Annotated in this window: 32 protein-coding genes and 1 CRISPR repeat array; of the genes, 27 read left to right on the top strand and 5 right to left on the bottom strand. The window is 73.7% G+C overall.

The features are described 5' to 3' along the window. Positions 1-103: 103 nt before the first annotated feature. A CRISPR array of direct repeats spans positions 104-742; the repeat unit is 16 nt; unit sequence GCGCGGGGGTCAGCCG. A 325-nt stretch (positions 743-1,067) separates the two neighbouring features. From ACFRQN_RS07645 to ACFRQN_RS07630, 4 genes are all read right to left on the bottom strand, one after another. After that, on the bottom strand, positions 1,068-3,401 hold the full coding sequence (locus ACFRQN_RS07645; RefSeq protein WP_380739017.1) for a hypothetical protein: 2,334 nt from the start codon (positions 3,399-3,401) through the stop codon (positions 1,068-1,070). Between the two features lie 1,244 nt (positions 3,402-4,645). Next, on the bottom strand, positions 4,646-4,858 hold the full coding sequence (locus ACFRQN_RS07640; RefSeq protein ID WP_380739015.1) for a hypothetical protein: 213 nt from the start codon (positions 4,856-4,858) through the stop codon (positions 4,646-4,648). A gap of 37 nt (positions 4,859-4,895) precedes the next feature. Then, positions 4,896-5,654 carry a protein phosphatase 2C domain-containing protein gene (locus ACFRQN_RS07635; protein ID WP_380739013.1) on the bottom strand — a complete coding sequence of 253 codons (759 nt, stop codon included), beginning with the start codon at positions 5,652-5,654 and terminating at the stop codon, positions 4,896-4,898. An 11-nt stretch (positions 5,655-5,665) separates the two neighbouring features. Next, positions 5,666-6,433 (bottom strand): GntR family transcriptional regulator, encoded by a 768-nt coding sequence (locus tag ACFRQN_RS07630; RefSeq protein ID WP_380739011.1) that lies wholly within the window; start codon positions 6,431-6,433, stop codon positions 5,666-5,668. Positions 6,434-6,815: 382 nt separating this feature from the next. Here ACFRQN_RS07630 and ACFRQN_RS07625 point away from each other — a divergent pair, with 382 nt between their 5' ends. The 19 genes from ACFRQN_RS07625 (at position 6,816) to ACFRQN_RS07535 (ending at position 21,033) form a co-directional block, all read left to right on the top strand. Beyond that, entirely contained in the window at positions 6,816-7,607 is a 792-nt protein-coding gene (locus ACFRQN_RS07625) for a hypothetical protein (protein WP_380739009.1), read from the top strand. Positions 7,608-7,727: 120 nt separating this feature from the next. After that, positions 7,728-8,153: a hypothetical protein gene (locus tag ACFRQN_RS07620; protein ID WP_380739007.1), complete on the top strand. Its 426-nt coding sequence runs from the start codon at positions 7,728-7,730 to the stop codon at positions 8,151-8,153. Continuing rightward, positions 8,153-8,347, top strand: a complete 195-nt coding sequence (locus ACFRQN_RS07615) for a hypothetical protein (protein WP_074006168.1) — start codon at positions 8,153-8,155, stop codon at positions 8,345-8,347. The genes ACFRQN_RS07620 and ACFRQN_RS07615 overlap by 1 nt, the downstream gene beginning before the upstream one ends. 112 nt (positions 8,348-8,459) lie before the next feature. Further along, on the top strand, positions 8,460-8,738 hold the full coding sequence (locus ACFRQN_RS07610) for a hypothetical protein (protein ID WP_380739005.1): 279 nt from the start codon (positions 8,460-8,462) through the stop codon (positions 8,736-8,738). 119 nt (positions 8,739-8,857) lie between these two features. After that, entirely contained in the window at positions 8,858-9,067 is a 210-nt protein-coding gene (locus ACFRQN_RS07605; RefSeq protein ID WP_380739003.1) for a hypothetical protein, read from the top strand. Between the two features lie 173 nt (positions 9,068-9,240). Next, a complete protein-coding gene (locus tag ACFRQN_RS07600; protein ID WP_380739001.1) occupies positions 9,241-9,666 on the top strand; it encodes a hypothetical protein in 426 nt (141 codons plus the stop codon). A gap of 233 nt (positions 9,667-9,899) precedes the next feature. Next, positions 9,900-10,052 (top strand): hypothetical protein, encoded by a 153-nt coding sequence (locus ACFRQN_RS07595; protein WP_380738999.1) that lies wholly within the window; start codon positions 9,900-9,902, stop codon positions 10,050-10,052. Between the two features lie 60 nt (positions 10,053-10,112). Further along, the gene (locus ACFRQN_RS07590) at positions 10,113-10,364 is read left to right on the top strand and encodes a hypothetical protein (protein WP_380738997.1); all 252 of its coding nucleotides are present in this window, start codon (positions 10,113-10,115) and stop codon (positions 10,362-10,364) included. A gap of 118 nt (positions 10,365-10,482) precedes the next feature. After that, positions 10,483-11,283 (top strand): hypothetical protein, encoded by an 801-nt coding sequence (locus tag ACFRQN_RS07585; protein ID WP_380738995.1) that lies wholly within the window; start codon positions 10,483-10,485, stop codon positions 11,281-11,283. A 128-nt stretch (positions 11,284-11,411) separates the two neighbouring features. Next, positions 11,412-11,999 carry a hypothetical protein gene (locus ACFRQN_RS07580; RefSeq protein WP_380738993.1) on the top strand — a complete coding sequence of 196 codons (588 nt, stop codon included), beginning with the start codon at positions 11,412-11,414 and terminating at the stop codon, positions 11,997-11,999. 63 nt (positions 12,000-12,062) lie between these two features. Then, positions 12,063-12,713, top strand: coding sequence for a hypothetical protein (locus tag ACFRQN_RS07575; protein WP_380738991.1), 651 nt, complete (start codon positions 12,063-12,065; stop codon positions 12,711-12,713). Beyond that, a complete protein-coding gene (locus ACFRQN_RS07570; RefSeq protein WP_380738989.1) occupies positions 12,710-14,437 on the top strand; it encodes a DUF2637 domain-containing protein in 1,728 nt (575 codons plus the stop codon). The genes ACFRQN_RS07575 and ACFRQN_RS07570 overlap by 4 nt, the downstream gene beginning before the upstream one ends. 140 nt (positions 14,438-14,577) lie before the next feature. Beyond that, positions 14,578-14,715 (top strand): hypothetical protein, encoded by a 138-nt coding sequence (locus tag ACFRQN_RS07565; RefSeq protein ID WP_380738987.1) that lies wholly within the window; start codon positions 14,578-14,580, stop codon positions 14,713-14,715. Positions 14,716-14,905: 190 nt separating this feature from the next. After that, entirely contained in the window at positions 14,906-15,421 is a 516-nt protein-coding gene (locus ACFRQN_RS07560; RefSeq protein ID WP_380738985.1) for a hypothetical protein, read from the top strand. 4 nt (positions 15,422-15,425) lie between these two features. Beyond that, positions 15,426-15,608, top strand: a complete 183-nt coding sequence (locus ACFRQN_RS07555) for a hypothetical protein (RefSeq protein ID WP_380738983.1) — start codon at positions 15,426-15,428, stop codon at positions 15,606-15,608. A gap of 144 nt (positions 15,609-15,752) precedes the next feature. Then, on the top strand, positions 15,753-18,116 hold the full coding sequence (locus tag ACFRQN_RS07550; RefSeq protein ID WP_380738981.1) for a hypothetical protein: 2,364 nt from the start codon (positions 15,753-15,755) through the stop codon (positions 18,114-18,116). Positions 18,117-18,130: 14 nt separating this feature from the next. Then, positions 18,131-18,670, top strand: coding sequence for a hypothetical protein (locus ACFRQN_RS07545; RefSeq protein WP_380738979.1), 540 nt, complete (start codon positions 18,131-18,133; stop codon positions 18,668-18,670). Positions 18,671-18,779: 109 nt separating this feature from the next. Further along, positions 18,780-19,607: a hypothetical protein gene (locus ACFRQN_RS07540; RefSeq protein WP_380738977.1), complete on the top strand. Its 828-nt coding sequence runs from the start codon at positions 18,780-18,782 to the stop codon at positions 19,605-19,607. Between the two features lies 1 nt (position 19,608). Next, the gene (locus tag ACFRQN_RS07535; protein WP_380738975.1) at positions 19,609-21,033 is read left to right on the top strand and encodes a transfer protein; all 1,425 of its coding nucleotides are present in this window, start codon (positions 19,609-19,611) and stop codon (positions 21,031-21,033) included. 29 nt (positions 21,034-21,062) lie between these two features. On the opposite strand, the gene ACFRQN_RS07530 is transcribed toward ACFRQN_RS07535, so the two are convergent. Continuing rightward, a complete protein-coding gene (locus tag ACFRQN_RS07530) occupies positions 21,063-21,206 on the bottom strand; it encodes a hypothetical protein (RefSeq protein ID WP_380738973.1) in 144 nt (47 codons plus the stop codon). Positions 21,207-21,342: 136 nt separating this feature from the next. Here ACFRQN_RS07530 and ACFRQN_RS07525 point away from each other — a divergent pair, with 136 nt between their 5' ends. The 8 genes from ACFRQN_RS07525 to ACFRQN_RS07490 all read left to right on the top strand — a co-directional run bounded on the left by ACFRQN_RS07525 (position 21,343) and on the right by ACFRQN_RS07490 (position 26,360). Next, a complete protein-coding gene (locus ACFRQN_RS07525; protein WP_380738971.1) occupies positions 21,343-21,537 on the top strand; it encodes a hypothetical protein in 195 nt (64 codons plus the stop codon). 48 nt (positions 21,538-21,585) lie between these two features. Further along, the gene (locus ACFRQN_RS07520; protein WP_380738968.1) at positions 21,586-21,930 is read left to right on the top strand and encodes a hypothetical protein; all 345 of its coding nucleotides are present in this window, start codon (positions 21,586-21,588) and stop codon (positions 21,928-21,930) included. 79 nt (positions 21,931-22,009) lie between these two features. Continuing rightward, on the top strand, positions 22,010-22,741 hold the full coding sequence (locus ACFRQN_RS07515) for a hypothetical protein (protein ID WP_380738966.1): 732 nt from the start codon (positions 22,010-22,012) through the stop codon (positions 22,739-22,741). Between the two features lie 128 nt (positions 22,742-22,869). Further along, positions 22,870-23,511: a hypothetical protein gene (locus tag ACFRQN_RS07510; protein WP_380738964.1), complete on the top strand. Its 642-nt coding sequence runs from the start codon at positions 22,870-22,872 to the stop codon at positions 23,509-23,511. A gap of 33 nt (positions 23,512-23,544) precedes the next feature. After that, positions 23,545-23,820: a hypothetical protein gene (locus tag ACFRQN_RS07505; RefSeq protein ID WP_380738962.1), complete on the top strand. Its 276-nt coding sequence runs from the start codon at positions 23,545-23,547 to the stop codon at positions 23,818-23,820. A 136-nt stretch (positions 23,821-23,956) separates the two neighbouring features. Continuing rightward, positions 23,957-24,355, top strand: coding sequence for an RRQRL motif-containing zinc-binding protein (locus ACFRQN_RS07500; RefSeq protein ID WP_380738960.1), 399 nt, complete (start codon positions 23,957-23,959; stop codon positions 24,353-24,355). Between the two features lie 27 nt (positions 24,356-24,382). Next, entirely contained in the window at positions 24,383-25,555 is a 1,173-nt protein-coding gene (gene dnaN / locus ACFRQN_RS07495) for a DNA polymerase III subunit beta (RefSeq protein ID WP_380738958.1), read from the top strand. Positions 25,556-25,637: 82 nt separating this feature from the next. After that, positions 25,638-26,360, top strand: coding sequence for a hypothetical protein (locus tag ACFRQN_RS07490; protein WP_380738956.1), 723 nt, complete (start codon positions 25,638-25,640; stop codon positions 26,358-26,360). Positions 26,361-26,421 lie beyond the last annotated feature (61 nt).

Genomic DNA, 26,421 nt, shown 5'->3' with positions numbered 1-26,421 from the left:
TGGGCGCTGCTCCTTGACACCTCAACAGGCCGGCCCGGCTCGTACTCCTCGGCAGGCTGGTCAAGAAGTGGCAAAGCCGTCAGAACGGTGCAGGTTGTGAAGGGTCCTGCCCGCGAGCGCGGGGGTCAGCCGGGCGAGCTGGGCCGATGGTGTGGGTCGAGCCGGTCCTCCCCGCGAGTGCGGGGGTCAGCCGTCGGTGCTTCGCAGCATCCGGGACGTGCTGCCGTCCTCCCCGCAGGCGCGGGGGTCAGCCGGAGTCCGGACCAGGTCGTCTGCATGAACAGGTGTCCTCCCCGCAGGCGCGGGGGTCAGCCGCAGGAGAACTTCTCGTCCGCGCGGTCCGCGAGGTCCTCCCCGCAGGCGCGGGGGTCAGCCGGGCCACGAGCCAGGAGAAGTGGTCGTCGTCGCGTCCTCCCCGCGAGCGCGGGGGTCAGCCGCGGTGGTCGGGGCGTTGAGTTCGGCGTCGCTGGTTTTCCCCGCGAGCGCGGGGGTCAGCCGACCGTCAGGAGAGCGGTGAAAACGTCGAAGAGGTCCTTCCCGCAGGCGCGGGGGTCAGCCGCAGCTGCAGGCCGCGTTCCTGGAGATCTACATGTCCTCCCCACAGGCGCGGGGGTCAGCCGTCCGCTCGCACGACCTCTTCATCCTGGACGCCGTCCTCCCCGCAGGCGCGGGGGTCAGCCGTTGGTCTGCTTCGCCAGTGTGACCGGCCCGCCGTCCTCCCCGCACGCGCGGGGGTCAGCCGGCTTCGGCGGTGACGGTGTCGAGCGGGGTGGGGGAGTCGGCGGTGATGCGCAGACAGCGGGTGGTCGGGTCGTAGCCGGCGAGGTGCCAGTGGGCGGCCGCGTCGGGGCCGACGATCGAGGGCCAGTGGTCGCGCAGGCCTCCGCCGGCGGTGCCCAGGGTCCAGCCGTGCGCGGCGACCAGGGCGAGGAACGCCTCCGCGAGGGGTGCGGGTTCGCGTGGACCCCGGTGTACGGCCGCGGCGGGCCGGACCGGGCGAACGGTACGCCGGGCGGGGGCGGTGCCGTGGGCGCGGGCGTGGTCGGCTCCGGTCTGGGGCTGCGTCATCAGGCGTTCACCACCTCCCGCGTGCGGATGCGGTCGGCGCGCTCGCGCAGCGCCCGGACGGTGCCCAGGCGCTGGAGGAGCAGGTGCCGGGCGGTTGTGGTGCGGGCCTGGCGGGCTGCCTGGTCGGCGGCGTCCCGGGCAGCGGCGCGGGTGGAGTGGCGGTGGGCGGAGCGCATCGCGGCGGCATGGGCGAGTTCGGCTTCGGCGTCGGCGAGCGGGGAACAGGCCAGCAGCGAGAGGGCGCTGGCGCGGTACTCGGCGACGGCGTTCTGGGCGGTGAGCAGGTTGGACGCCCGCAGGCCGGCCGGATCGGCGCCGGCCGGGCGGGGCCGGCGCATCTCCTCGCGGAGCTCGTTGTGGACCTGACGGGCAACGGCGTTGACGTCCTGGTGGTCGGCAAGGTCCGCGGATCCGGCGAGCGCCAGGTCCACGCACTCGCGGACGGCGGTGCGGGTGGCCCGCACGCTCCAGCACCCGGCGCACAGGCCGGCCGCGTCCTCGGTGCCGCAGTCCTCGCACGGCGCCGCCCGGCGAGCGGCCTCGGCCGTCTCGGCCTGCGCCTGCCGTACGGCCCGGCGTGCGTCGGCCTCGGCCCGCCGTTGCGCGGCACGCTGACGGTCGAACACCTGCTGTTCGGCGCGCAGCATCGCGTGCCGGTGCAGGTGCTGGTCGACCACGGCGCGGCGCTGGTCGCCGGTGGCGCCGGCCGGGAGCTGGGCGACGGCCTCGCGGACCAGGGCTCGGCGGTTCGAGCGGCGGTCGGTGAGCTGCTGCCCGCAGGTCATGCAGTCGGTACGGGTGTCCAGGCGGAGTCCGTCGTCGCAGGCGGGGTGGGCGCACTCGGCGCGCTGGGGCAGGCCCTTGGCGAGCAGCCAGCCGACCGGGTCGGTGACCAGCGCGCTGCCGCCCTGGTGGCGCAGGCGGTGCTGCAGCCGGTCGGCCAGCTCAGCCGCGGCGCCGGCGTTCCCGGTCCACTTCCCGATCCGGGCGAGCTCGGCCCGTACGGCGGCCACGATCCGGCGCCGTGACCAGGGACGATCCAAGCGCTCCCACAGGCACGCCACCGGGGCGAGGGCTTGGGCCAGGTCCTGCGGCGGCTGCGGCACCGGTCGGTGGCGCCCCGGCCCAGCGTGGACCTGCTGCTTCTGGTCGTGCTGGTCGATCGGGCTGGGGTTGGGCTTGTCCCCGCGCAGCGGGCCACCCGCACTACCGCCGACGGCCGGCCAGCCGTCGACCTGTGCGACCAGGGCAGTGCCGATGTGGTCCTCGCGCGCATCCGCGCGCTCCGGCCGACGTTGCTTAGCCACGACGGCGGCTCCGCCGGAAAAGCCACGATCCACCTCAAGATCACCACTTACCTCAACCACTGAAGGGTGAGAGGTGTGAAGGGGGGTCGTAACGCCGAGGTCTGAAACCTCGGCTCCGCCGGTCACGTCCGCCTCGCTGACCTGCGGATTCTTCTCCGCCACGGGAGCCCCACCCAGGGGGGTCGTAGCGCCGAGGTCGCCGACGAAGCCGGCAGGGGCCTTGCGGACGGCCTCCCGGCGGGCGGAAGCGCCCTGATCCGCCGACACCGCCGTCGGCGTCGCCCGGTGCGCGGCCGCCACCGCGGGCAGCACGATCCGCGACCGCGACAACAGCCCGCTCACGCCACGCCGCGGCCGCTCCACCAACCCGGCCTCCGCCAGCCGCGTGAGCACCTCCGCCGCCCCGGCCGGAGTACAGCCCAGCATCCGCGCCAGCGTCACCGCTGGCCGACCGGCCTCGGTGTCCACCACACCCCCGCACAGGCGCACCTGCCCGCGCTCGTTCGCCTCCAGCACCAGCAGCAGCGCCGCGAGCCGGTCCGTCGCCGCACCCCGGCCCGTCCGCCCGGCCAGCGGCCCGCCCTCGGTCACCGTACCGTCCCGGTGCGCCCAGCCCGGCGCGAACAGCGCCTCCACCAGGCCGTGCAGCACCGCGAGTTCCTTCTTCGTCAGGTTCAACGGGTGCCCCGTCACCCCGCGGGCCGCCGACACCGCGTCCAGCCGGCACTCCAGCGCCTGGTCGACCCGGTAGTCGTCCGAGAACGTCTCCACCGACACCGCTCCCGTGTCGCGCACCTGGCGCACCACCGCCTTCATCCGGCCCGCGGACAGCCCCAGCCACCGGCCCAGCTCGCCCTTGCGGATCAGCACCGAGCCGGTCTCCTCCGGTGTACGGGACAGCAGCACCACGGCCGCCAGCCGCACCGGATCCGGAGCGCTGGCCAGCCCGGGCTCGGCGAGCAGCGCCCGTACCGCGCCGCGCAGCCGTGACCGCATCACCGCCGTCAACGCCAACGGCGTCAGCACCGGACGCGGCCCGCCGGCCACTGGCCCAAAGGGCGTCCGGCGAGGACGCGGCGCCCCGTACCCGGAAGCGGGCCCCGACGTGGAGGGTGAGGGCGAGGGCGAGGGTACCGACTCGGCCAACGCAGCCGCCCGCTGGCTGGGAACGAGCGGGGCGGCCGGATCTACACCCGGGAGGCCGTCAACGGCGCCCCCGACGCACTCACCCGAACGTGTGATGTCCGCCACAGTCCCGGGGCTGTGGGCGCCCGGTTCGCCAATCGGTCCGCCAACCGGTCCCCCGACGAATCCCAAGGCAGGACGGGGGGAGGAGAACTCTCCCCCCGTCCCCCCGGCATAGTCCGAGCTCAAACCGGGGACACCATCCGCCGCGACGGGGACACGGTGGGACTGGAAAGGCCCGCTGACCTGCTGCAAAATGACAACGCTCCCTGCTGCTACATGGGGACGCAACGGCGCCCCCTCGGGGGTGCTCGCGAGAAGCACCCCCTGCGGGTGTTGGTAAGACCCCCTCCGGGGGGTGCCGAACTGCCTCCTCTCTGTCTCGCTCGGGTTCGTCTCGTGCGGGTCGGTCTCGGTGGTGGTGCGGTGCAGCCGAGGCCCCGGCAAGGGCCCCGACTGCGGAACTGCGAAGGCCCTGGGAGGGGCCGGCGTAGTGCGTACTGCGACCGGTCTTGGATGACCGGTGGTGGTGCTTGGTTCTGGCGAACCGGTAGTGCCGCTGGGGAATCGGTTGGAGTCCGATCTCCAGCAAGCCCGCTCAACGGTGTGGAAGCCCGAGAGCAGGTACAGCAGGACGGCCGCGTTGATCCGGGGTGGAAACCCCGGGGGAGCGGCCAGCGGAGCTAGACCCGTGGAACGGTCAGGCACCGCAGACGAGGGCTAGGTCACGGAACACCCCCACCTCAGGGGGCCGCCGTGGCCGGCCACACATACAGAGACGGCACCCCGCCGGAGCGAGACCCGGAACATCCCGGTCGACTCCACGGCGGGGTGCCGCGCGTTCATGGGGGGCCCGACACGGGTACCCTTCATCACGTCACCACCCCTTACGTGGTTGACCGGGACGGGCCCCTGGCAGGGGGCGCCGAGCCACTTGAACGCCGTCCGGACCCTCGGGTCCGGGCGGCAAAGCTCATTTTGGATCACTGACGATGACAGCCTACCCCTGTGGACAACGCGCAGAGTAGCCGTGAGTGCACCGTGTCGATCTGACGCGCCAGACCTCTGACGCCCAGACAGACCGGTCACGCAGCGCTGCTCTCGTTGGTCACGGTGCACTGGTCGGCGTGTTCCTTCGCCTGCTGGGAGATCAGCCGGTCGTCGAGTCGTTCCTGCGTGGTGGCGTCCGACCGGCGGTTGCAGCCCCGGCAGTGCCAGGTGTAGGCCTCCATCCAGCAGTCGGTCAGGACGAGGACCTCGTTCCCGGCCTGGGTGGTGAACTGATTCTCGATCTGCAACCGCATGGTGTTCCTCCGGGGCTCTTCGGCTTGGCTGTCAGGGTCGGATGGTGCAGAGCACGGCCGTGGCGTCGTCGTGGGTTTTGCCTCGGAACGTGCCAGCTTCCGTCGTCGACTCAGCGGCGCGGGTTGCGTCGATGATGTGCGTCGGTCCGTTAGACGCCAAGTCGGCCATGAATCGCTCCCAGAGCCAGCCATATCGTTCAGGGAGCCGGCTGGCGCCGTCGGACAACACGGCAACGGTGCTGACCTCCGCGACGGGGACCGACGCGAGCACCGCCCGGTCCGCTGCTTCCGGCTTCGTGCTGGCGACCCAGAACCCACCGTTGTCGTTGTTGCGGAACCCGCGGACGGCGTCTCGGGTGTACGACGAGAGGTGGGAGGTTCGGTCGTCGACCACGACCTGGACGCTGCCGTCCCTTCGTTGGACAGCGACCGGCGAGTCGGCCAGGGAGAGCACCTCCAAGACGTCGCCCCGCGCCCGGACCATGGCGACAGTCGACGACGGGCTGTCGGGGTTGGACATGTCGCACGTCTGGCCGTGGTCGGCCACCAGCTCGCGGATCGCCTCCCTCAGGATCTCGCGCAACTCCCCGTCGTTCGTCAGGAGAGCGGAAGAGAGGCGCGCCGCCAGCTGACGCACGTACCAGGCCACGGAATGGATGCAGCCGGTGGGCGCCCCGGTTGCGGTCGCTCCGTCGAGCACGACCGCGAAGCCCGGGCCCGTGACGACGGCGTCCTCGTTGATTCCGCCCGGCGTCGGGGCCGTGGCGTGGGTGATCTCCAGGCGTGTCATGATGCGTACTCCTACTCGGGTGCGTCGAACTCGTAGGCGAACGTGTGGCGGTCGCCGGCCATGATGGACTGGAAGACCTCGATCGGCCGGTCCCCGGCGAAGGCGACTCGGCGCAGGTGTACCACCGGAACCCCAGGGCGCAGCCGTAGAGCGGAGACCTCTGCCGGGGTGGGCATTTGGGTCTCCAGCTCCTCGCGGAACCGGGTGAGGTGGAATCCGCGCTCCTCGAGGCGGGCGTAGCCGCCGCCCGGCCCGGTGTTTTCCTCGCGGATGCGCGTGCCAGCCACGGTTTCCAGCTCGTAGTAGCTGTCGGCGAGCTGAGTGGGGGTCTGCTCGATCCACGTGCGACGGCGTCGAACGAAGACCAGCGCGTCCACGGGGATGCCGAACCACTCGGCGACCCATGCCGGTGCCGGCACGTCGGCCAGCTCGAGGACCTCCTGGCGCCACTGCAGGCCCATGAGCTCGACCTCAGCCTGGAACGGGGCCTTGCCAGCAGTCCGGAGGTGGCGGGCGTAGCGGTCCGACCCCACTCGGATCATCGGGGGGCGCTGGACGACGAAGACCCCGCGGCCGCGCCGCCCCTCGACCAAGCCTTCGCTTTTCAGCACGGCGATGGCCTTGCGTGCCGTCTGAGGTGCGGTCCTGTACTGCTCGACCAGTTCGCTCTCGGACGGCAGCCTCTCGCCTGCGGCGATCCGGCCGGCCTTGATGGCCGCCCGCAGGTCGTCGGCGATCTGCTGTGACGGCGGTCTGGGGTCGGTGGGGTCGATACTCATGGACACATCCTAACCTCGGTAGAGAGGTATTGAACAACCCCCACGCGGGGTGCTACGTTCGTCACGTCGGAACCTCGGTAGAGAGGTTGTGGGGTAGGGATACTGCCTGCTATGGCACATCTCTGACCTGCGACCTTCCCAACGAGGCTCCAACACTCAAAACAGCGGCGTCACCCGCCCTAGGGCGGTGGCGAGGTCGAGGGGTCGATGCTCTAGCTCCCCCAAGCGTCAGACGACCGCACCTCATAGCAACACCAGAACGATCTTTGAGCAGTGCTGCTGCACTGCCTGTCCGCCAGGGCCACCCGACATCGGGCCGGCCCTGACGGGCGGAGAGAGCAGCAACCTCTCCCCTCTCCCCTCTACCCCCTGGAGGATCCCGATGTCGACCCGTACCCGCTCCCGCCGCACCTACGGCCGCGAGCCCCTCCAGCTCAGCCAGCTCAACCCGGCCGACATCGACATGCTGCCCGGCCTGCAGATCTCCATCGTCTGCCGGAAGTGCAGCAGCTGGCACCGCCTCGTCGGCAAGACCGACATCAGGGTGATCCAACACGGACTCGGCAACGGAGAGCGCTGCCCCGGCAGCAACCGGCAGGTGCAGGTGGACCTCACCCCCGAGCGGTGGCTGGCCCGGCGGCGGCGCCAGCAGCAGGACGCGCTGCGGGCGGAGACCCGCCGCCCGACCACCGTGTTGAAGAAGGTCACGGCGCCAAGGCCGCCGGCGCTCCACCAGCTCGACCTCGCGAAGCCCACCGCGGACACCGCCCGCCGGGCCCTGGAGGCGCACCGCGCCAGGTGCGAGGCGGCGGCCTGCACCAGCAGCAAGGAGAAGAGGAACGACGACCGGCGCCGTGTCGAGCACTGCCCCGACGGGGAACGCCTGGCCCGCCGCTACCTCTCCCTGCTGGAGTACGAGCCCTACCGCCGTCAGGCCGCGGCCGTCCGGCGCGGTGAGCGTGAGCGCCTCGACCGTGAGTCGGCTGCCGACTTCCCCCAGCGCCGCAAGCGGGAGTGGGAGAACGTGCGGCGACTGGTCGAGGACGCCGACGCCGGGCGGGCCAAGCCGCTGGAGGGCGCGCGCGGTCCGATCGTCGCGCTGCCCCTGCCCGATGGCGTGGCCACCGAGCCGCCCCGGAAGCACCGGGCGCGGAAGGGCCGCCTCGCCGCCTGACCCACCAGCACGAACCAACACGGCCGCCGCCCACCCGCGATCTGCGGGGTGGGCGGCGGCCGTCGCTCTGCCCCGCACCGCATCCCCGCCCGCCCCGCGTGACCGATCCCGAGGAGACCGATGACCGACACCCTCACCCCCCAGGCCGCCGCGATGCTCGCCGAGGCCTACACCTGGTACTCGACCGGCCTGCGCGACCTGGTCGTCGAGCTGCTGGACGAGGCCGGCCTGGACGACACCACGGTGGACACGGCCGACGACCTGTGCGGTGACCTGTGCGGTGAGCTGTGGCTGCACGCCGCCGCGTTCACGGCGGTCCGCAGCCTGTCGTTCACCGAGATCCTGGACCTCCTGGACCGCACCGCCGACCTCCTCGTCGGCCGCCTCCAGCACCGACCGCAGCTGATCCTCGCGGGCCGGCTGGCCACCGCCGCCGACTCGGTCGACGTCGCCGAGCTCGCCGCCACCACGGACCACGGCCCCCTCCCCCGTCCCCGGAGCCGGTGGGCCCTCACGTACATGAGCGCGCTGCACACCGCGGCCTGATGCGCACCCACCTGGTCGCCTACCTGGCCCGTACCCGCGACGGCGCGGAGCACGGCGTGGCCCGCGTCCCGTCGGCACGCGACCAGCCGTCGTGGCACGAGTGCGCGGCCGTCGTCCCCGGATACCTCATCGGGCAGTACCTCGGCGCCGCCCCCGAGCCGGAGGAGAACCGGCCCGGACGCCGCTCGGCCTGACCCGCCACCAGCAGCACGAACCGTCACGACCGCCGACCCCGACCCGCCGGGGTGGACGGCGGCCGTCGCCTCGCCCTCGCCCTCGCCGCCTCGTCTTGCCCTGGAGGCAGACATGACCACCACGATCGAGACCCTCACCGGTACCACCCCGGACTCGCGCACCGAGACCTCTGCCGCCGCGGAGCCCGAGCCGTCGTTCCTGCTCCGCTACACCTACTGCTACGGCCCCGAGGACCGTCTGTCCGAGCGGCGGTTCACTCAGGAGCAGCTCGACCGGATCGGCCCGGCCGTGATGTGGTCCGTCAGCCGCGGCAGGGCGTGGGGCGTCGAGGTCATCGACGAGGCCGGCGCCGACGTCCCCGTCCCCTTCGCCTGGTTCTACGAGTCCTGACCATCCGGCTATCCGCCAGCGGCACGAACGACCACGGCGCCGCCCACCCCGAAGGTCGGGGTGGGCGGCGCCGTGGCTGTCCGTACGGCAGCCAGCCCACCCAGCCGAAGGGGATTCCCATGGCCAAGAAGATCACCAAGAAGCTCGCCGCGGCGCTCGCCCGGGACAACGACAAGGAGGACGCGGGGATGCACGCCGACGACCGCGAGACCTGCTTCACCCACCAGGCCTGGGCCAGCGACTGCGAGTCCCGGCACGTGCGGCCGACCGCCGAAAGCATCCTCTTCGAGGCCCTCTACCTGGACAGCATCCGCAACGACCGCGCCTGACCCGTCAACAGCACGAACGACCACGGCCGCCGCCGACCCCGCAGATCAGGGGTCGGCGGCGGCCGTGGCTGCTCGTACACGCGGCACAGAGCAGCAAGACGACCCCGGGGGCGCAACCCCGAGGCCATCGCCGGCCGCCCCACCCACCAGCAATAGACGAGAGGACAACGACCGTGAACACCATGATGGCACTCTCCGTCGACACCCCGGAGACCGCCGGCACCACCGACTACGACGAGCTGTACGGCCGCTACTCCAGCCGCCTGCTCGTGGCCGCCGCCGAGCACCTCGCCGACATCAACCCGGCCGCCACCGACCTCGACGAAGACCTCGCCGCCGCCGTCTGGACCGACGTCGCCGCCGGCCTCTACCCCGACCACGCCCGCGGCCTCGACGGCCTGCTCATCCTGCTGCACACCAAGGTCCGCCGGGTCCGCCAGCGCTCGACCGCCGCCGCCCACGCGATCCGCCAGGCCGTCATCGACCTGGACGACCTCGCCGACACCCCGCCGGTCACCGCGATCCCGACCCCCCGGCCGCTCCCGACCACCGTCTCCGCCGCCGTCGCGGCCCTCCGCACCCTCCCCATCGCCGGGTAGCGCCATGGCCTCCGACGCCCTGCTCAAGCTGCTCGCCGCAAAGGCCGCCGCCGCTGCCGCCAAGGCCGCCGCACGCGCCGCCGCCGAAGCCCTGAAGGCCGCGACCCCCGGAGGAAAGAAGTGACGATCACCCACCTCGCCGATTCCCGCTCGTACGGCGGCAGCAACGGCCAGGGCAGCACGCCCGCCCCCGAGAACCCGCCGATCACCTCCAAGCAGAGCGGGTCCGGCCGATGACCGCGCGCGTCCCCAGCTCCACCTACGACACCGACCTGATGCTGCGCCTCTCGGCGCAGGCCACGGCCCGCACCGTCCACCGCCGGCCGGACCAGGCCGCCCCGGCCCGGCCGACGCAGCCGGCGCCCGAGCAGCCGACCGCGAAGTAGCCCCGAACCCTGCGCCGCCGGGCACTCCCGGCGGCGCTCACCAGAGAGGACCCGCTCGTGATGACGACCGAGGAGTACGACGCCTGGCAGGCCGGGCTGGAGCAGATGCACCGCGACTACGAGGAGGACGACCAGGCCGAGCTGGCCGCGTACATGGACGAGCTCGACGCGCGAGACCTCGCGCGCTGGGCCGACCCGGTCCTGGAGCAGCCGGCCGTCGGCGGCGCGCTCCTGGAGCAGCGCCACGCGTTGTGCGAGGCCGCCCACCCGGAGACCGTCGCCGCGCTCCAGCGCCTCGCCGCCCTGGCCTGACCACGTCGGTTGGTTGTCGTTCGCCGCCGCCCCGTCCCGGACCTGCCGGGTGCGGGGCGGCGGTGTTCGTCGGTGCCCGACGCACCGGTTCGCAGACCTGAAGAGAAGGGGAACTCGCATGACCACCACCCGTACCCACACCGCGCCCGCCGGCCCCGCCGGCCTCGACCTGACCCAGCACAGCGGCCGGATCACCATCCGGGTCGACCGCGCCGCCACGCAGGCCGGCATCACCGTCAGCACCGCCGCCGAGTCGGGCCCGGTCGCCGAGGCGGTCCGCAACACCGGGATCGAGCAGGTCGGCCAGCGGATCACGGTGACCGTTCCGGAGGTCCCCGGCCTGTCGTCCTCCACCGGCGGCACGATCATCTCCGGCGGCGACATCAACATCAGCGGAGGCCGCGTCGGCGGCATGGACGGCTTCAACTTCTACGGCGGCATCAGCGGCCGGGTCATCATCAACGGCGTCGACGTCACCCAGGCCGTCAACGGCGGCACCCCCGCCGAGATCGAGACCACCGTCACCCTGCCGCCGACCTCCTGGGTGCGACTGACCACCCGCACGGCCACCACCCAGGCGACGGGCCCGCTGGAAGCCCTCGACTACTCCGGCTCCGGCACCCTCAGCGCCGACGAGGTCGGCGACCTGACGGTCGACCTCACCTCCGGCCGCGCGACGGTCGCCCGGGTCACCCGGAAACTGACCGCGGTCCTGACCTCCGGCCACCTCGGCGTGCACGCCTACGACGGCGACGACGCCCGCCTCACCCTGACCTCCGGCCACGCCCACATCGCCGCGACGCCGGCCAGCCGCGGCCGCCTCTCCGTCGGCCTGACCTCCGGCCACGCCACGCTCACCGGCACCCGGCACCTCGACGTCAGCCGCCGCGTCACCAGCGGCTACCTCAGCGTCAACTGACCGCCGCCGGGGTACTGCTGCCGTTCGCCGCCGCCCCGCGCCCGCACATCACCGGCCGCGGGGTGGCGGTGTTCGCCGGTGCCTGACGCACCGCCCGCCCCCTCTCCCCTTCTACAGGAGGACACCCAATGAGCGAGCTCGACGAGATGGCCGCGTACTTCGGCCTGACCTTCTCCCCCGACACCCCCGACCCGCTGGAGCCGCTGGCGGAGCTCGGCCGCCAGCTGGACGACCCGGCCCAGCGCCTGGCCCGGCGCGCCGCTCGCAAGGCCCGCGAGGCGGCCGCGATCACGGCCGAGCGCGAGTACGCCCGGGCCTGGCACGGGATCCGGCGGGCCCCGGCCGCCCGGGTCGTCGACCTGCGCGAGCAGATCGACCTGGCCCACGGCCGCGCCGGCCTGCTCGCCCAGGTCGAGGAGCTGGCCGAGCAGACCCGGCTGCGCGTCACCACCACCCTCCTGAGGCGCGCCTCCGACCCGCAGCTCGGGTCCCTGGCGCGGCGGATCAGCACCGGAATCCGGGTGCTGATCGCGGAGCTGGAGGCCGACTTCGTCCACCCCGACGAGGCGCACCGCATCGCCGAGGCCGCCCTCGCCGACCTGACCAGCCGCCACCTGGCGGCGCGGGCCACCGGCGGGCCCGCCGACCTGGGGGACTGGGCCGAGGCGGTCGAGCTCGCCCTCGCCGTCGTCCGCACCGCGACCACCCGCGCCTGACCGCCGGCCGCACCTCCGCCCGACGGGCCTGACACCCCACCCCTGGAAGAGAGGACAGCCCTGGTGCTGACCATCACCAAGAGCAGCGAACTCCAACGGCTGCGCGCCCGCTCCGCCGAGGCCGACGACCTGGCGGCACAGCTCGCCGAGACCGCCGTGCTGCTGGCGGCCGCCGCCGGGATCCAGCAGAAGCTCGCCGAGGAGAACAGCCTGCTGCGCCAGGACCTGGGCCTGAAGCCCGCACAGGACCTGCACGACAGCGTGGAGGACCGGGTGGCCGAGCTGACCGCACGGAACACGGCCCTCCGCCAGCGCAACCTCCGGACCTCGGGCACCGCGCTGCGCCGGTTCGACCAGGACGCGGAGGCCATCAGGCAGCTGCGCCTGGAGCTGGCCCAGGTCCGCGGCCGGGCGGCGGCTGCCGCTCCCGCCGCCGAGCCGGAGTGCACGGTGCTCCGGTTCCGGACCGCCGGCGGTGGCCTGGCCGTGGTGACCGCGGAGCCCGGGACGTACGGCGCCGACCCCTACGACTACACGCTGGCCGAGGGACGCCGCCACGCCTGGCAGTGCCTGGCCTGCGGCGCCGACAGCGACGGCCACACCATCCGGGACCGCGACGACATGCGCCGACGGGCCAACGAGCACGCCGCCGACTGCCGGGCGATCCCGGCCGCCACCGGCGACACCACGACGACGAAGGAGGCGAGCAGGTGACGGACAGCGTGTACGTGGCCCGCGAACAGCAGGAAGCGCCGGCACCGGTGGAGCAGCAGATCGTGCTGGCGCGGTGGGAGAAGTGGCTGGCCGGCATCGGGGCCGCGTTGGCGGTCGGGGTGTCCACCATCGGCCTGGTCGCCTCCTACCAGGCGGTCGAGGCCAAGGCCGCGCTGCCGGCGAAGGACGGCGGCTGGGGCTGGGAGGAGCCGTGGATGCTGCCGGTCGCGGTCGACCTGGCGATCCTCGCGTTCAGCATCGTCAACCTGCTGCTCGTCCGCTGGGAACGGGAGGCCGCCTGGGTCAAGTGGGTGCCGCGCGCCCTGACCGGGCTGACCATCTGGCTGAACTGGCAAGCCGGCACCTCCGGCACCGCCGCTGCCGGACACGCCGGCCTCGCCGCCCTCTGGGTCGTCTTCAGCGAGATCGCCGCCCACCTGTATGCCGGCCACATCGGCCGCCTGCGCGGCCGCCAGCGCATGGAAGGCGTCCGCCCCTCCCGCTGGCTCCTCTCCCCCATCTCCACCGCCCGCATCGCCCGGCAGATGAAGCTGTGGGAGATCCGCTCCTACGAGACCGCGCTGCGCCTGAATCAGGAGCGGATCGTCTACCGCGAGTTGCTCACCCAGCGTCACGGCAAGAGGTGGAGGAGGGCGGCCTCACGGGAGGAGATGCTGCCCCTCACGCTCGCGCCGTACGGCATCACGGTCGAGGACGCGTTGAGCGTCCCGTCGCAGCGGGCCGAGCAGGACGCGGTACGGAGCCACGAGGCGGAGGTACGGACCCGGGCACTGGCCCTACGGATGCAGGAGGAGCAGGCTACGGAAGCCCTCCGCGCCGTTGAGCGGGAGGCGGAGATCGCCGCCGCGAAGTCCGCCGCCGATGCCAGGCGCCTGCTCGCCGAGGCCGAGCGGAAGGCCGCCGCAGAGGAGGCCCGTACGGCCGCCGACGCGGTGGTACGGAAGCACGAGCTGGCCCTGCGGGTCGCCACCGCGCAGGCCGACGCGGAGGCGGCGCAGGCCGCCGCCGAAGCCGAGGCCGCTGCCCTGAAGGCCACCGCGCAGGCCGAGGCCGACGCCGCCGAGATCCGCCGCGGTGCGGAGGAGGCCCAGCTCAAGGCCCGGATCGAGCGGGAGAAGCTGGAGCGTCAGGCGGCCGAGGAGGAGCGCCTGGCGAAGCTGGAGGCGACCCGGAAGGCGGAGGCGGTCCAGGCCGAGATGGCCAAGTCCGCAGCCGCCAGCGACGCCGAGCTCTCCCGGCTGAACCGGCAGCGCGAGGAGGCCGCCGAGGCCGCCGCCGAGGCCGCCCGTAAGAAGGCCGTGGCCGAGAAGGAGAAGGTCGTAGCCGAGAAGGAGACAGCCGTAACCCGCGCGAAGGCGGCTGTGACCCGGGCCGAAGCCGAGCGCCGCGAGGCCGAGGAGAAGCAGCGCGCGGACGCCGCCCGGGCGGCGTCCGCCCGGCTGGAGCAGGAGATGGCCGTAGCCCTGGAGGCCGCGGCCGTAGCCCACGAGAACGCCAGCCGTAGCCCGGCCGAACGCCAGGCCCTGGCCATCGCCGACATGATCGAGAAGTTCGGCGAAGAGGTCGTGACGCTCCGCTACATCGAGCGGGCATTCGGCATCACCGGCGGCACCCGCCAGGACCGCCGCGACCGCGCCCGGGAGATCGTCACCGCGCGCCGCACCCAGCAGGCCGGCCACGACGGCGATGCCCTCGCGGCCTGACCATCCCTCAGCACCACCAGATCCCGGCCTCTCCGACGGCCACCAGGGCGCGGCTAACGCCCTGGTGGCCCGCGAAGGTGCCGAGGCACCGAGGCGCCAGCGGCGCCGACCACCACCGTACCGAGCACAAGGAGCCCCCGATGCACCTGATCAGCCTCGTCCTGGCCATCGCGACCCTCCCCCTGATGGCCGTGATCGTCGTGGCCACCCCGCTGTTCCTGATCCACGCCCGCACCGAACACGACCACGGCCCCGACTGCTGGTGGTGCCACCCCTGACTGCGCCGCCGCCGCTGACCGGCCGTCCCGTCCACCGAGATCCGGGCCTCTCGGCCGGCCCCCGGCACACCCTCTGACCAGGGGTGTTCCGGGGGCGGGCGAAGGCGTCCGGCCCCGGCGCCGAGCACCACCGTAGCGACCCGGCCATCCGGCCGGAGTCCGGGTCGACAGCTCATCACCTGGAGGACACGTGTCCCAGTACCACAAGAACGGATGGACGTCGGAGCACCTGCTCAAGCCGCAGGGCACCGCCCTGTACGCCGCCCAGCAGCGCGAGCGGTTGCGGCAGATCGCCAACGAGGTCCAGGGCCTGCTGAGCGAGTACCGCGCGGCCCTGGAAAACATCCGGATCGACGGCGACAAGCCCCTGGAACCCAAGGTCAGGGCGTTCCGGGCGACCCGGCCGATGGCGGCCCTGGAAAAGCACCTCCGGGAGGCCCTGAACGACGCCGGAGACATCGACGCGGAATACACCCGCTTCTACAAGGAGCTCCCGGTCAAGCGCGAGCAGCGCGCGGCGGCGAAGGCGCTCAGGAAGGCCCGAAAGGCCGAAGCGAAGAAGGGTCGTGGAATGCAGGCCGTGGACACGGCGGCGGGCCTCCATGGAATCGCTTCCGGATTCTCCGAAGGTCAGAGTGAAACCGGCGTGGAAAAGGTCCAGGAAAAGTCCGCCGCGACGTTCCTGGATTTCTTGAAGGAGGCGTGAATTCGTGGCGTTCACACCGGGGCAGGCCGCCCACTGGAACCAGCGCATCGCGGCGACCGCGACGAATTCCGACCGCGCGCAGGCGTTGTGGGACCTGGCCCGCACGATGGCCGGCCGGGACGAGGCGGCGTGGATGGACCTGGTGCGGATGCTCACCGCGTGGACGCAGGCCCGGGCCGGCTCCTGACGGGCCGGTCGGCGGCGTGACTCTTCGCGCTCACCGAAACCGCTGCGATGCCGTCATCCGGGGCCCCCAAGTGCGCGCACGGTGCGCGCACGCGAGAGGCCCCGATTCGGTGACGGACAGTGACGAACGATCGGAGGCGGCCGGATGGCCGACGACACCACGGGGACCGTGCTCGGCTTCCCCGGCCTGACCCTGCCGGGGGTCGTGGGCGAGGACGGCCCCGGCGACGGCATGCCGACCCTGGCCCCGCTGACCACCGAATTCGCCCCGCCGGCGTCCCTTTCCATTCCCGAGGCCCCCGTCCTCGGCGGGGAAACGGAAACCGCGGCCAGCGGAATGGAGGCCGCCCCGGCCGCCGGTTCCGGATCGCTCGCCGGGGTCGCCTCGATGTCCACCGTGATGATGGCCGGGATCACGGTCGCGGCCCTGCGCGGCGCCTATCACACGGTCGAATACCTGAAGGCCCGAGCCGAGCACCACAAAGCCGTCCGGGACCAGCAGGGCGCGACCACCGGAAAAGCGAACACCCAACTCGAAAGGGCCCGCTCCGCCGCCCTCGCGGCGCAGCAGCCGGGGCGCGGGCAGGCCGGTCCGGAATTCGGCCGGGGCTCGCGGAATTCCGGTTCGAATTCATCCCCGAATTCGGCGAGGATGAATGGCGGAACGCCTTCGACGTTTCGTTCCACCGGGCAGTCTGGGCCTGGTGGCGCGTCGCAGCGGAGGTCCGAGACGGGCCGTGGGGCGGGGCAGGACGGCCGTCCGGGTCCGGCGGGCACCACCGGGCCCGAGAGGGTCCGGGAGGCCCGCAGGAGGGCCCTGGAGGACTCCGGGCGAAAGCGCGGTCCGGAGGGCAATTCCGATGACCGGAAAGGCCGCGGGAACGGCGGTGGAAACGGCGGTGGAAACGGCCCGTCGGACACCAGCCGGGACCGCCTCGGTCGGCAGCCGGCCGGGCCGGACACGATCCGTGGAGCGGCCCGCCAGCGTGCCGCCGGACGGATCCTGAACGGTCCGGCGGACAAGCGGCAGGGCCCCGGCCCGAAGGACCCCGCCGACCGGAGGAACAAGACCGACTGGAAGGACAAGGCCGACCGGATGGACCGGCCGGGGCGGCAGCCGGCCGGAGCGGACACGATCCGCGGAGCGGCCCGCCGCCGGGCCGCCGACCGGATCACCACCGGCACCTGGAAGCCCACCGGCGCCCACGGCGGCGACGGCGCCACCCCGGCCACCATCCGCGGCGCGCTCCGCAAGCGGGCGGTCGACCGGATCCTCAACGGCAGGAAGCCCAAGGACCCGACGGACCCCGGCGTCACCACGGAGACCGGGGCGACGAAGCCGGGCACCCCGGGCACCGAACTCGCCGTTCGGCCCGCATCGGCCAAGGCCGGCGACAACGCCGGCACCACCTCCGGTGACCACGCGGGGAACGCCGCCTCCCCCGGCGACGGTCCGACCACCGGCCGCCGCGCCAAGAGGCTGTTCACCCCCGGCGGCGCCACCGGCTCCAGGCCCTGGCGCGTGCGCAAGCCCGGCACCACCGCCCCCGGCACCACCGCCCCCGGCAGCCCCGCGGACAGGAAGCGCAGGAAGCACGACGAGAAGCAGGAGCACCGGGCGCGGCGGGCACGGGCGCGGGCCGAGCGGGCCGGCGCCAGCCGCGCCCGGAAGGGCCGGCAGGACGACGCCGAGTGGCGTGAGGCGTACCGCAGGTGGCGGTGGGACAGCTGGTGGAGGCACTACAAGAAGTACATCTGGCCGGGTTCGCCGTTCGGGGACGACGGGTTCGACGAGGGCGCGGACCCGCTGGGACCCCGGCCGGGAACGCAGCACTATTCGTGGGTGTGCAGGTGCGTTGACTGCAGTCGGACCCAGCCCGGTGAAACTTTCGGGCCGCCGCCGGGGTGGGTCCACAGCCCGGGTACCACGGTGCGCCGGGCGGACCGGCCCGATCCCGACGCGGACGCTCCCGCGATCGGCCGGGGCCAGGCCGCGCTTCCCCGGGCCCCCTACAACCCCCCGCACGCCCGGCCCGGCACCACCCGCCCGATCCCGATGCCCCCTGCCCCGCCCGCTCCCGGAGGACGACCCGTGACCATCCCCGTGCCCAGAGCGGCGCACGGCACCCAGTACGCCGACGCGGACCTGACGATCTACGACGTCATCGAGGCCGACGCCGACATGGCGGAGGAGATCCTGGCCGGCGCCGACGAGGCCCGCCTGGCGGCCGAGGGCTGCGAGAAGCTCCTCGGCCGCCTGGAGGCCCTGCACGCGAAGGTCACCGACCTGAAGGTCCCCGGCGTCCTGGAGGGCATGGTCGCCGCCCTGATCGAGAAGGCCGAGACGGTCAAGGCGAAGGCGGAGGCCGTCGCCGAGACCATCCCGGCCGCCTCCGAGGCCATCGCCCAGGCCGGGGCCAACGCCGCCCGCCGTGACAAGGCGTTCGCCGACACCGTGCGCGACATGGGCCACACCGCCCCCGCCGAGCGCGAGTACCACGGCAAGTAGAAGGAGAGCCGTTCATGTCCGACAGCGACAGCGACCTCGTGCCGGTCACCAGCAGTACCCCGGCCACCGTCCACGACGCCCCCGCCGACCTGCCCGCCGAGCGGCCCGGCCCGGCGGACCCGGCCGGCGGCGGCCTCATGGCCTCCGCCGGCCGGGCACTGGCCGCCGCCGGCGGGCTGATCCACGACGCCGTCCAGTACGCCGTGGTCGTCAGCCAGCTCGCCATCGCGGCCGTGCGCCTGGCCGGCCTGTCCGAACAGGTCACCGGCACCTACGAGTACGTCCAGGACTGCGCCGAGTCGGTGCAGCGACTCGCCGACCAGGCCGCCTCCCTGGACGTCGACCCCGACACCGTCGCTGAGCACCGCGACGCCGCGACGGTCATGCTCTCCGTCCTCGCCGAGGCCGAGGCCATGGCGGAGGCCACCAAGGACCTGTCCACCGCGTTCCAGGCCACCGCCGACGCCCACGAGGCCGACTACGGCCCGGTCGACGAGGCCGCCGCCAACAAGGAGGGCCAGATGGCCGTCCGCGAGTTCTACAGCAACCGCTGACCCCGCCCCGGGGCGGCCGGTGCCGCCCCAGGTGACGGGACGGACCGGCCGCCCCCTTCCACCGAAGCGCCGCCCACCTCGGCGGCGCCCGCGAAGGAGCCCCCCGTTGTTGTCCCTCGGCCCGCTGCGCGGGCGCATCGCCGTCGCCCGCGGCCACGTCGGGCGCGCCGCCACCCTCGCCGGCACGGCCGGACTGGCCGCCGGCGCCCTCACCACCGACGTCCTCCCCCTCACGGTCACCCTCGGCGGCGCCGGCACCGCCACCGCCTGGGGCCTGCTGTGGTCCGCGACCCTGCCCAAGGGCCGCGTCCGCGACGCCGCCACCGCCCTCTACCTCGTGGCCCCCGTCAGCGCGGCCGCACTGCTCGTCACTGAGCGCCTGGTCCACGGCCTGCACTGGTGGGAGCTCGCGCTCGACGCCACGTGGGCGGCCGCCACCTGGAAGGCCCGCCCGGCCCGCACGGCCCGCGTCCTGGCCGGCCGCGAGCGGTCCCTCACCCCCGAGGCCGTCCAGCAGACCCGGGACCAGCAGGCCGCCACCCTTGCCCCGGCCGGCTCCACCCACCCGATGTCCCTGTGGTGGGCGCAGCGGGTCGCCGTCGAGGGCGGCGTCGCCCCCGGCACCGTGCTCACCGACGTCGAGCGCACCGGGGAGAAGGCGATGGCCGGGCTGATCCGCGCCGCCCACCCGGGCGCGCCGGTGCCCACGATCTCCATCACCGCCCTGTCGGCCCTCCTGGACTGGGACGAGGCGGAGATCACCGTCGCGAAGGTCGCCGGCCGCGGCGCCGGGGTGCGGCGCCTGACCGTCGGCACCGCCGACCAGGCCACGGACCCTTACACGCACTGGGTGAAGAACATCGCCCCCAAGGGCATGCCCGGCACGGTCATCACCGGCGTGCGCATCATCGACACCGACACGAAGGAACTGCGCTGACGTGGGCCTCATCTACGAACTGACCGTCAAGGCGCCGCCCGGCGACGTCATCGGCTACGACATGGCCCGCTTGGCCGACGCGATGAACATCAAGGACCCCGCCCGCCTTGCCGTCGAGACCCAGGGCAGCGAGGGCCTGGTCACCATCTACCCCGAAGACCCCCTCACCGACGTGATCCTGCCCGGCCCCGAACACCTGACCATGGACTCCACCGGCCGGATCTGGGTCGGCCTGCACCACAACGGACGCCGCACCAAGGTGCGCCTGTACGACCCGAAGTCCGGGTCGGCGCAGCGCATGCTGCTCTTCGGGACCACCGGCGCCGGGAAGTCCACCGGCGGGCAGATCATCCTCGCCGGGATGAAGCGCTCCGGGGTCGGCGTGTTCTACTCCGACCTCAAGGGCGGCCAGTCCGCCCCCGAGGCCCGCGGCAACTGCGACTGGTGCGTCTACACCCAGGAAGGCGCCATCGCCCAGCTGCGGACCTTCTGGAACATCATGAAGGCCCGCGAGATCAGGTACGCCGCCGCCGGCCGCTCCAAGTTCCTGATGGACCGCCCGGACCCGCTGATGTACATCATCCTGGACGAGGCCAACCGCCTGCTGGAGAAGGGCGCCCCCTACAGGGACGAGGCGACCTTCTACATCAAGGACATCGGCCGCACCGGCCGAAGCCTGGGCATGGGCATCGCGCTGTTCGCCCAGGCCGGCCACCTCGAGGAGCTCGGCGGATCCGACACCCTGCGCTCCATGCTCAAGGAGGGCGAGGTGATCCTGCTGCGCTGGACCAGCAACCTCATGCGCCAGCTCGTCTCCGACGGCCTGCTCCCGGCCGGGCAGAAGCTTGCCCAGATCCCCAAGTACGCCGGCGCCGTCGAGCTCGTGTCGCAGTTCGACGACACCGAGGCGGACGAGGACCGGCCCGGCACCCAGGGCAGCGGCTACCACCTCTCCGGCCTGCACCCCACCGCCCGCATGCGGTTCTTCAAGGTCGGCTCCGAGGTGCCGACCGAGGGCCTGGACCCCGAGATGCTCGCCCTGTACGGCGACGGCCCGCACGCCGTGCTGGAGAAGGAGTCCTGGCAGGACGCGGGCGAGGCCTACGCCGGGAAGCTGGACGGCATCGAGGCCTACCAGGCCGCGTGCCCGGAGAAGTTCGAGGAACCCGAAAACGGAGCGGGCGGCCGGGGCCGGGGCGGAGGCCAGGGCGCGCGCAGCGCGCCGGCCCCCATGATCCCCGCCTCCGCCTCCGAGCCGCGGACCGCCTCCCGCCTCAACCTCACCGACCGCGTCCTGGCCGTCCTGGAGCACACCGAAGGCGAGGACCTGGACGACCTCGAGGTCCTCGCCGCCGTCAACGCCGACGGCGGCCGCAAGGTCAGCCTCGGCGGCGTCCGCAACGCCCTGCGGGGCCTGCGCGGCTGACCACGCGCCACGGCGGGACGCAGCGGCGGTCAGTCGAAGGAGAAGTTCTCCGCGTCGCAGTCCCAGCAGGACCACGACTCCGGGATCTCCACGACATCGCAGCAGTCGCAGCCCTCACCGTGCACACGGTTGTCCGCACCGCAGTTCCAACAGCTGTAGTGCACGTGCGCCATAGCGCCCCCTCGTCTCCAAACCCCGCACCAACCGGCGCGGGGCGCAGCCCGAACCTGACGTACCACCAGGCCCGGCCAGCAAACACCAGATCCGGCCCGCCTGTCCGCCCGCCTACGAGACCCGCCAGGAGCCACCGTGGCCGTCACCGTCTCCCTCGCCGCCCTCTTCGGCGTCATCACCGTCGTCCTCTACCGGGGCCGCGCCGTCGGCTTCTGGCCCGCCCTGGCCCTCGTGCTGTTCGGCTTCACCCTCGCCAGCACCGGCCTGGGCCCGACCATCAACCAGTTCCTCACCGGCCTGGGCCACCTCGTCGGCAGCATCCGCGTCTGACCACCCGCCCGCCCCGCCCGCCAGCACCACGCCCGGAAGGACCCGCCCGTGAACACCCCCGCCGCCCACTCCCCGCTCATCACCGGCCAGGTCAGCTCCATCGACCTGTTCCTCGCCGAGGCATCCCTCGACCCGCGCGTGCGCCGGCGACCGATCGGCGAGAGCACCGTCGAGGAGACGCTCACCGCCTTGCGGGCGGCGATGGAGCTGCGCCGCCGCCGGGTGCTGCCCGCTGCCCCTCGGCGCCCCGAGCTGCCGCGCCAGGTCGTCTTCGTCCTCGACGAGGCCGCGTACCTGGCCGGGCAGACCCGCGCCGGCAAGCAGTCCCCCGAGACGGCCCGCCTGCTCCGCGAGATCCTCGCGCTCGGCCGCGCCAGCCGCATCAACGACTGACCACCCTCGCCCCCCGACCGTGCCCGCCGCCCCATCCCGGAGCGGCGGGCACGACCGCATCCCGAAGGGACACCACGCCATGACCTCCGCCCACGCCGCCGAGCGCTACGCCGAACTGACCCGCCAGCACGAGGAGACCGCCCAGCTCGCCGATCCGGCGCCCCGCCCGCCGGCCGACCAGCTCATCGACACCGCCACCGGCACCGTCGCCATCGGCCGCTACGCCGACGGCACCGTGGCCCGGGTGCCGCTGTGGAAAAGCAACGGCGCCGTGCACCTGCACATCAGCGCCCGCGCCGGTGCCGGGTCCAGCACGCTGATCGACCACCTGGTCGCCGCCGAGCACGCCTGCCCGCTCACCGAGCCGTGGGTCGCCGACCCCTACGGCGCCCGCCCGGGCTTGGCCGCCCGCACCGCCACCACCAAGGCCGACACCGTCACCCTGCTGCGCGAAGCGGTCGGCCTGCTGCGCGGCCGCCTGGGCGAGACCGGCGACAACACGGCCTACTCCCCCAGCCCCGAACACCCGCTGATCACCACCACCCTCGGGGACTGGCCCCACCTGTCCACCTGCGAGGAGACGGTGCGCCTGGTCGAGGAGATCGCGCTCACCGGCCGCCCGGCCGGCATCGGCCTGCGGATCGAGACCTGGGGCGTGGTGTTCCAGCCCCCGCTCCCGCTGACCACCACCGCCCTGCGGCACACCCACCAGGTCACCATGACCGCCCGCCTCACCCCGGGCCTGGGCACCCACGCCCCCCACCCGGCCGCCCCCGCCCGCCTGTTCCGCACCTGGACCCCCGAGCAGTAACCCGCTCCCGGCCTCTCCGAGGGCCGCCGGACCCCGCCGCCACCCGGCGACAGGGGCCCGGCGGCCCCAGAAGGCGCCCGGCGCCCCCAGCCCCGCACGCCCCAGCCCGCCACCCCTTGGAGCACCCCGTGGACAGCATCTACACCGGCCCCGCCACCGCCGCCGACCAGGTGGTCGACCTCAACGCCTACCTCCTCCAGGAGGGCTTCGTCCCGGCCTCCCTCGACGGCCAGGTCGTCGCCGTCCCGCTCCAGCCCTCCCCCACCACCCCCGCCCTGATCCCCGCCCTGGTCGACGGCAAGGTCATCGCCGTCCCCGTGCACAACCCGCTCGCCGCCGCCGCGGCCGCCGCCCAAGCGCAGCCCGCCCCGACTCCGGCCGTCCAGGCGCAGCCCGCCGCCGAGCAGGGCCTACCGCTGGCACTGCGTCAGGGCATCCTCTACAGCTGCGCCGGCGCACTCGCCCTCGGCGGCCTGACCTGGATGGTCGGCGCCGGTGTCGGCGAGGTCGCCCCGTACGCGGACCAGATCGGCAAGGTCCTGATGTGGGCGGCCGCCACGGTGGCCGCCGTGGCGATCGGTGTCGCCGCGCTGCTCGGCAAGCTCCGCTCCGTGGCCTCCAGCGCCGGTGCCGGGGCCTCCGCGACTACCAGCGGCGACGGCTCCAGCGCGACCGGCACCGTGCTGGCCCTGGTCCACCGCACCCACCAGACCCACATCGGCAAGCAGAGCGCCGGATGGCGAGGCTCCATCACCAACAACAACGGCTGACCGACACCGACACCACCGCAAAGGAGAACCGGCATGGGCAACGCCCACTACACCGTCCGACGCGCCGACGGCACCGAGATCGAGGCCGGCTACGGCGTCCCCACGGTCTGCGGCCAGGACGAGTGCCCCACCGAGATCGACCGCGGCCTGGCCTACCTGTGCGGCGACGAGCCCGGCGGCGGAGAGCACGGCTGCGGCGACTACTTCTGTGGCGAGCACCGCTACATGGCCCCGGAGGGCGAGAGCGGCGACCTGTGCGGCGGGTGCCTGCCCGAGACGGACGACGACGGCCGCCGCCTCTACCGCTGACCGGCCGACCAGCCTCGCCCCCGGCCACACCCGCCCACCCCGCCGAACGCCGGCCGGGTGGGCGGGCCCGTGCCCGGGGCCGTCACCGGCCGACCGGCCCGCACCACCCGACCACACCGGAACGGAGAGCAGCAGCGTGCGCGCAATCGACCTCGACCCCGAAGGCCGCCACCACGGCGGCCTCCCCACCTTCCCCTGGAAGTTCGGCCCCGAGGGCCTGGCCACCCGCCGCCAGCTGCGCGCCATGGGCCTGCGCCCGGCCGCCCAGGAGCCCGCCGCCCAGGTGGTGTGCCATCGCGGCCGCCGCCACGGCTACCTGTACCGGATCGACGCCGCCAAGCCGGTGCGACCGATGACGCCGGGCCGCGCAGCCGCCCTCGACCGGGCGATCGCCGCCCGCCAAACGTGCCCGCTGTGCCTCGTCCGCTACGACGCCTGCCTCCCGCTCAAGACCCTCGGCTCCTGCCTGCCGTGCTCGGAGCTGTCCGACGACGAGCGTGACCAACTCGCCGCCCTCACCACCACCAGAGCCTGACCCACCCCCACCGTCCTGGAGGACCCCGTGAAGCTCCGCGTCTTCGCCAACGTGCTCGCCGAGGCCGTCGCCTTCGCCGCCCGCGCCCTGCCCACCCGCGCCCCCGTCCCGGTCCTCGCCGGCATCCTGCTGCGCACCGACGAGCACGGCCTGCACCTGGCCGCGTTCGACTATGAGACCGCGGCGACCACCCGCGTCGACGCGGAGATCGCCGACGACGGCACCGCGCTGGTCTCCGGCCGCCTCCTCAACGAGATCTGCAAGACCCTGCCGAAGGCGGCCGAGGTCGACATCGAGCTGTCCGGCTCCCGGCTGCTCCTCACCTCCCGGACGGCGCGCTTCACCCTGCCGACCCTGCCGGTCGAGGAGTACCCGCAGCTGCCCGGCGTGCCGGACACCGTGCTCACTGTCCAGGCCGACGCGCTCGCCGACGCCGTCGCCCAGGTCGCCGTCGTCGCGAGCACCGAGGAGAGCCTGCCGGTGCTGACCACCGTGCAGCTGCTCCTCGAGGACGACCGGATCACGCTGGCCGCCACCGACCGCTACCGCTTCGCCGTGCGCGAGCTGACCGTCCAGCCCACCGGCACCCTCCCGGCGCTGACCCCCAAGACCGGCAAGAAGAAGGACAAGCCCGACGACGGCGCCATCCTCATCCCGGCGAAGTTCCTCGCCGAGGCCACCCGCGCGATGACCGGCGAGCACCCGGTCGCCGTCGGCTGGTCCGACGGCCAGCTCACCCTCACCACCGCCGGCTCCTCCATCGGCACCCGGCTCCTCGACGGCGACTTCCCGCGCTACCGAGGCGTGTTCCCCGCCCCGGCCGACGCCGAGCTGACCGTCACCGTCCCCACCGACGAGGCCCTGGCCGCCCTCAAGCGCGTCGCCCTGGTCGCCTCCGACAAGACCCCGGTCCGCCTGACCGTCACCGACGACGGACGGCGGCTGCTCCTGGAGGCCGGCCACGGCGACGACGCCCACGCCGTGGACCGCATCCCCTGCGACACCACCGGCCACCTCGACGGCGGCACGATCGCGTTCAACCCCGGCTACCTCGCCGACGCCCTCAAGGCGCTCACCGCGCCCGAGGCCCGCCTGCACGCCACCTCGGCCACCAAGCCCGCCCTGCTCACCGGGCACTCCGGCGCCCTCGCCGACACCGACTACCAGCACCTGCTGATGCCGATCCGCCTCAACGGCTGACCCAGCACCACCCGGCCCGCCCCGCACCGCCGGGGCGGGCCCCAGCATCCAGGACACCGACCCGAACAGGAGCAGCACCCCCGTGAACCAGCCCACCGCCCCCCAGGACCAGCCGAGCGTCAGCGTCCGTGAGTCGGCCCGGCGCCGGACCCGCGCCCTGACCGCCCCCGGCGGCTGGTACGACCGGCGCCGCCGCGAGCTGGCCGCCGGCCTGGACGACTTCACCGGCGCCGAACCGTGGGTGCGCGCCCTCGCGTACCTGGTTGCGATCACCCTTGCGGTCCTGGTCCTGGGCACCGTCGGCGGCATCCTGTTCAACGCGGCCGGCGCCGTGATCGGCGCCGTGCACCTGCCGCAGAACCTGCCCGCCGGCGGCGACGGCCTGCGCGCCGCGATCACCGGCCCCATCCACGCCTACCTCGGCACCCACACCGCCGACCCGATCACCCCGGCCACCGCCTACGACGTCTGGAAGACCGTCGGCCTGATCGCCGCGCTGCTCGCCTTCATCACCCGCGGTGCCATCGCGCGCGCCAGCTGGACGGCCTGGTCCACCGCCACCCTCGCCATGGTCTGGTCCGCCGCCCCCGAGACCGGGCGCCCGGTCGCCGTCGGCCTGACCGCCGCCGCCATCACCGGCATCTCGCTGTTCGCCCTGCGCGGCCTGACCTTCTCGCTGCGCCCGATGGTGATCAACCGCACCGACGTCCAGCCGCAGATCACCATCCAGGCCCCCGAGCCCAAGACGGCCCGGCCCGCCCGGCCGACCGTCCCGGCACCGGGCTCGCCCTTCGACCAGCACTGAACCTCCCGGGTGGGCCGGTGCACCGAGCACCGGCCCACCCCTCCCTTCCCCATCCCGCACC

The sequence above is a fragment of the Kitasatospora sp. NPDC056800 genome (assembly GCF_042789775.1).
Classification (GTDB): Bacteria; Actinomycetota; Actinomycetes; order Streptomycetales; family Streptomycetaceae; genus Kitasatospora.
The sequence above is the reverse complement of the archived record's forward strand: the minus strand, read 5'-3'. Positions and strand labels throughout refer to the sequence as shown.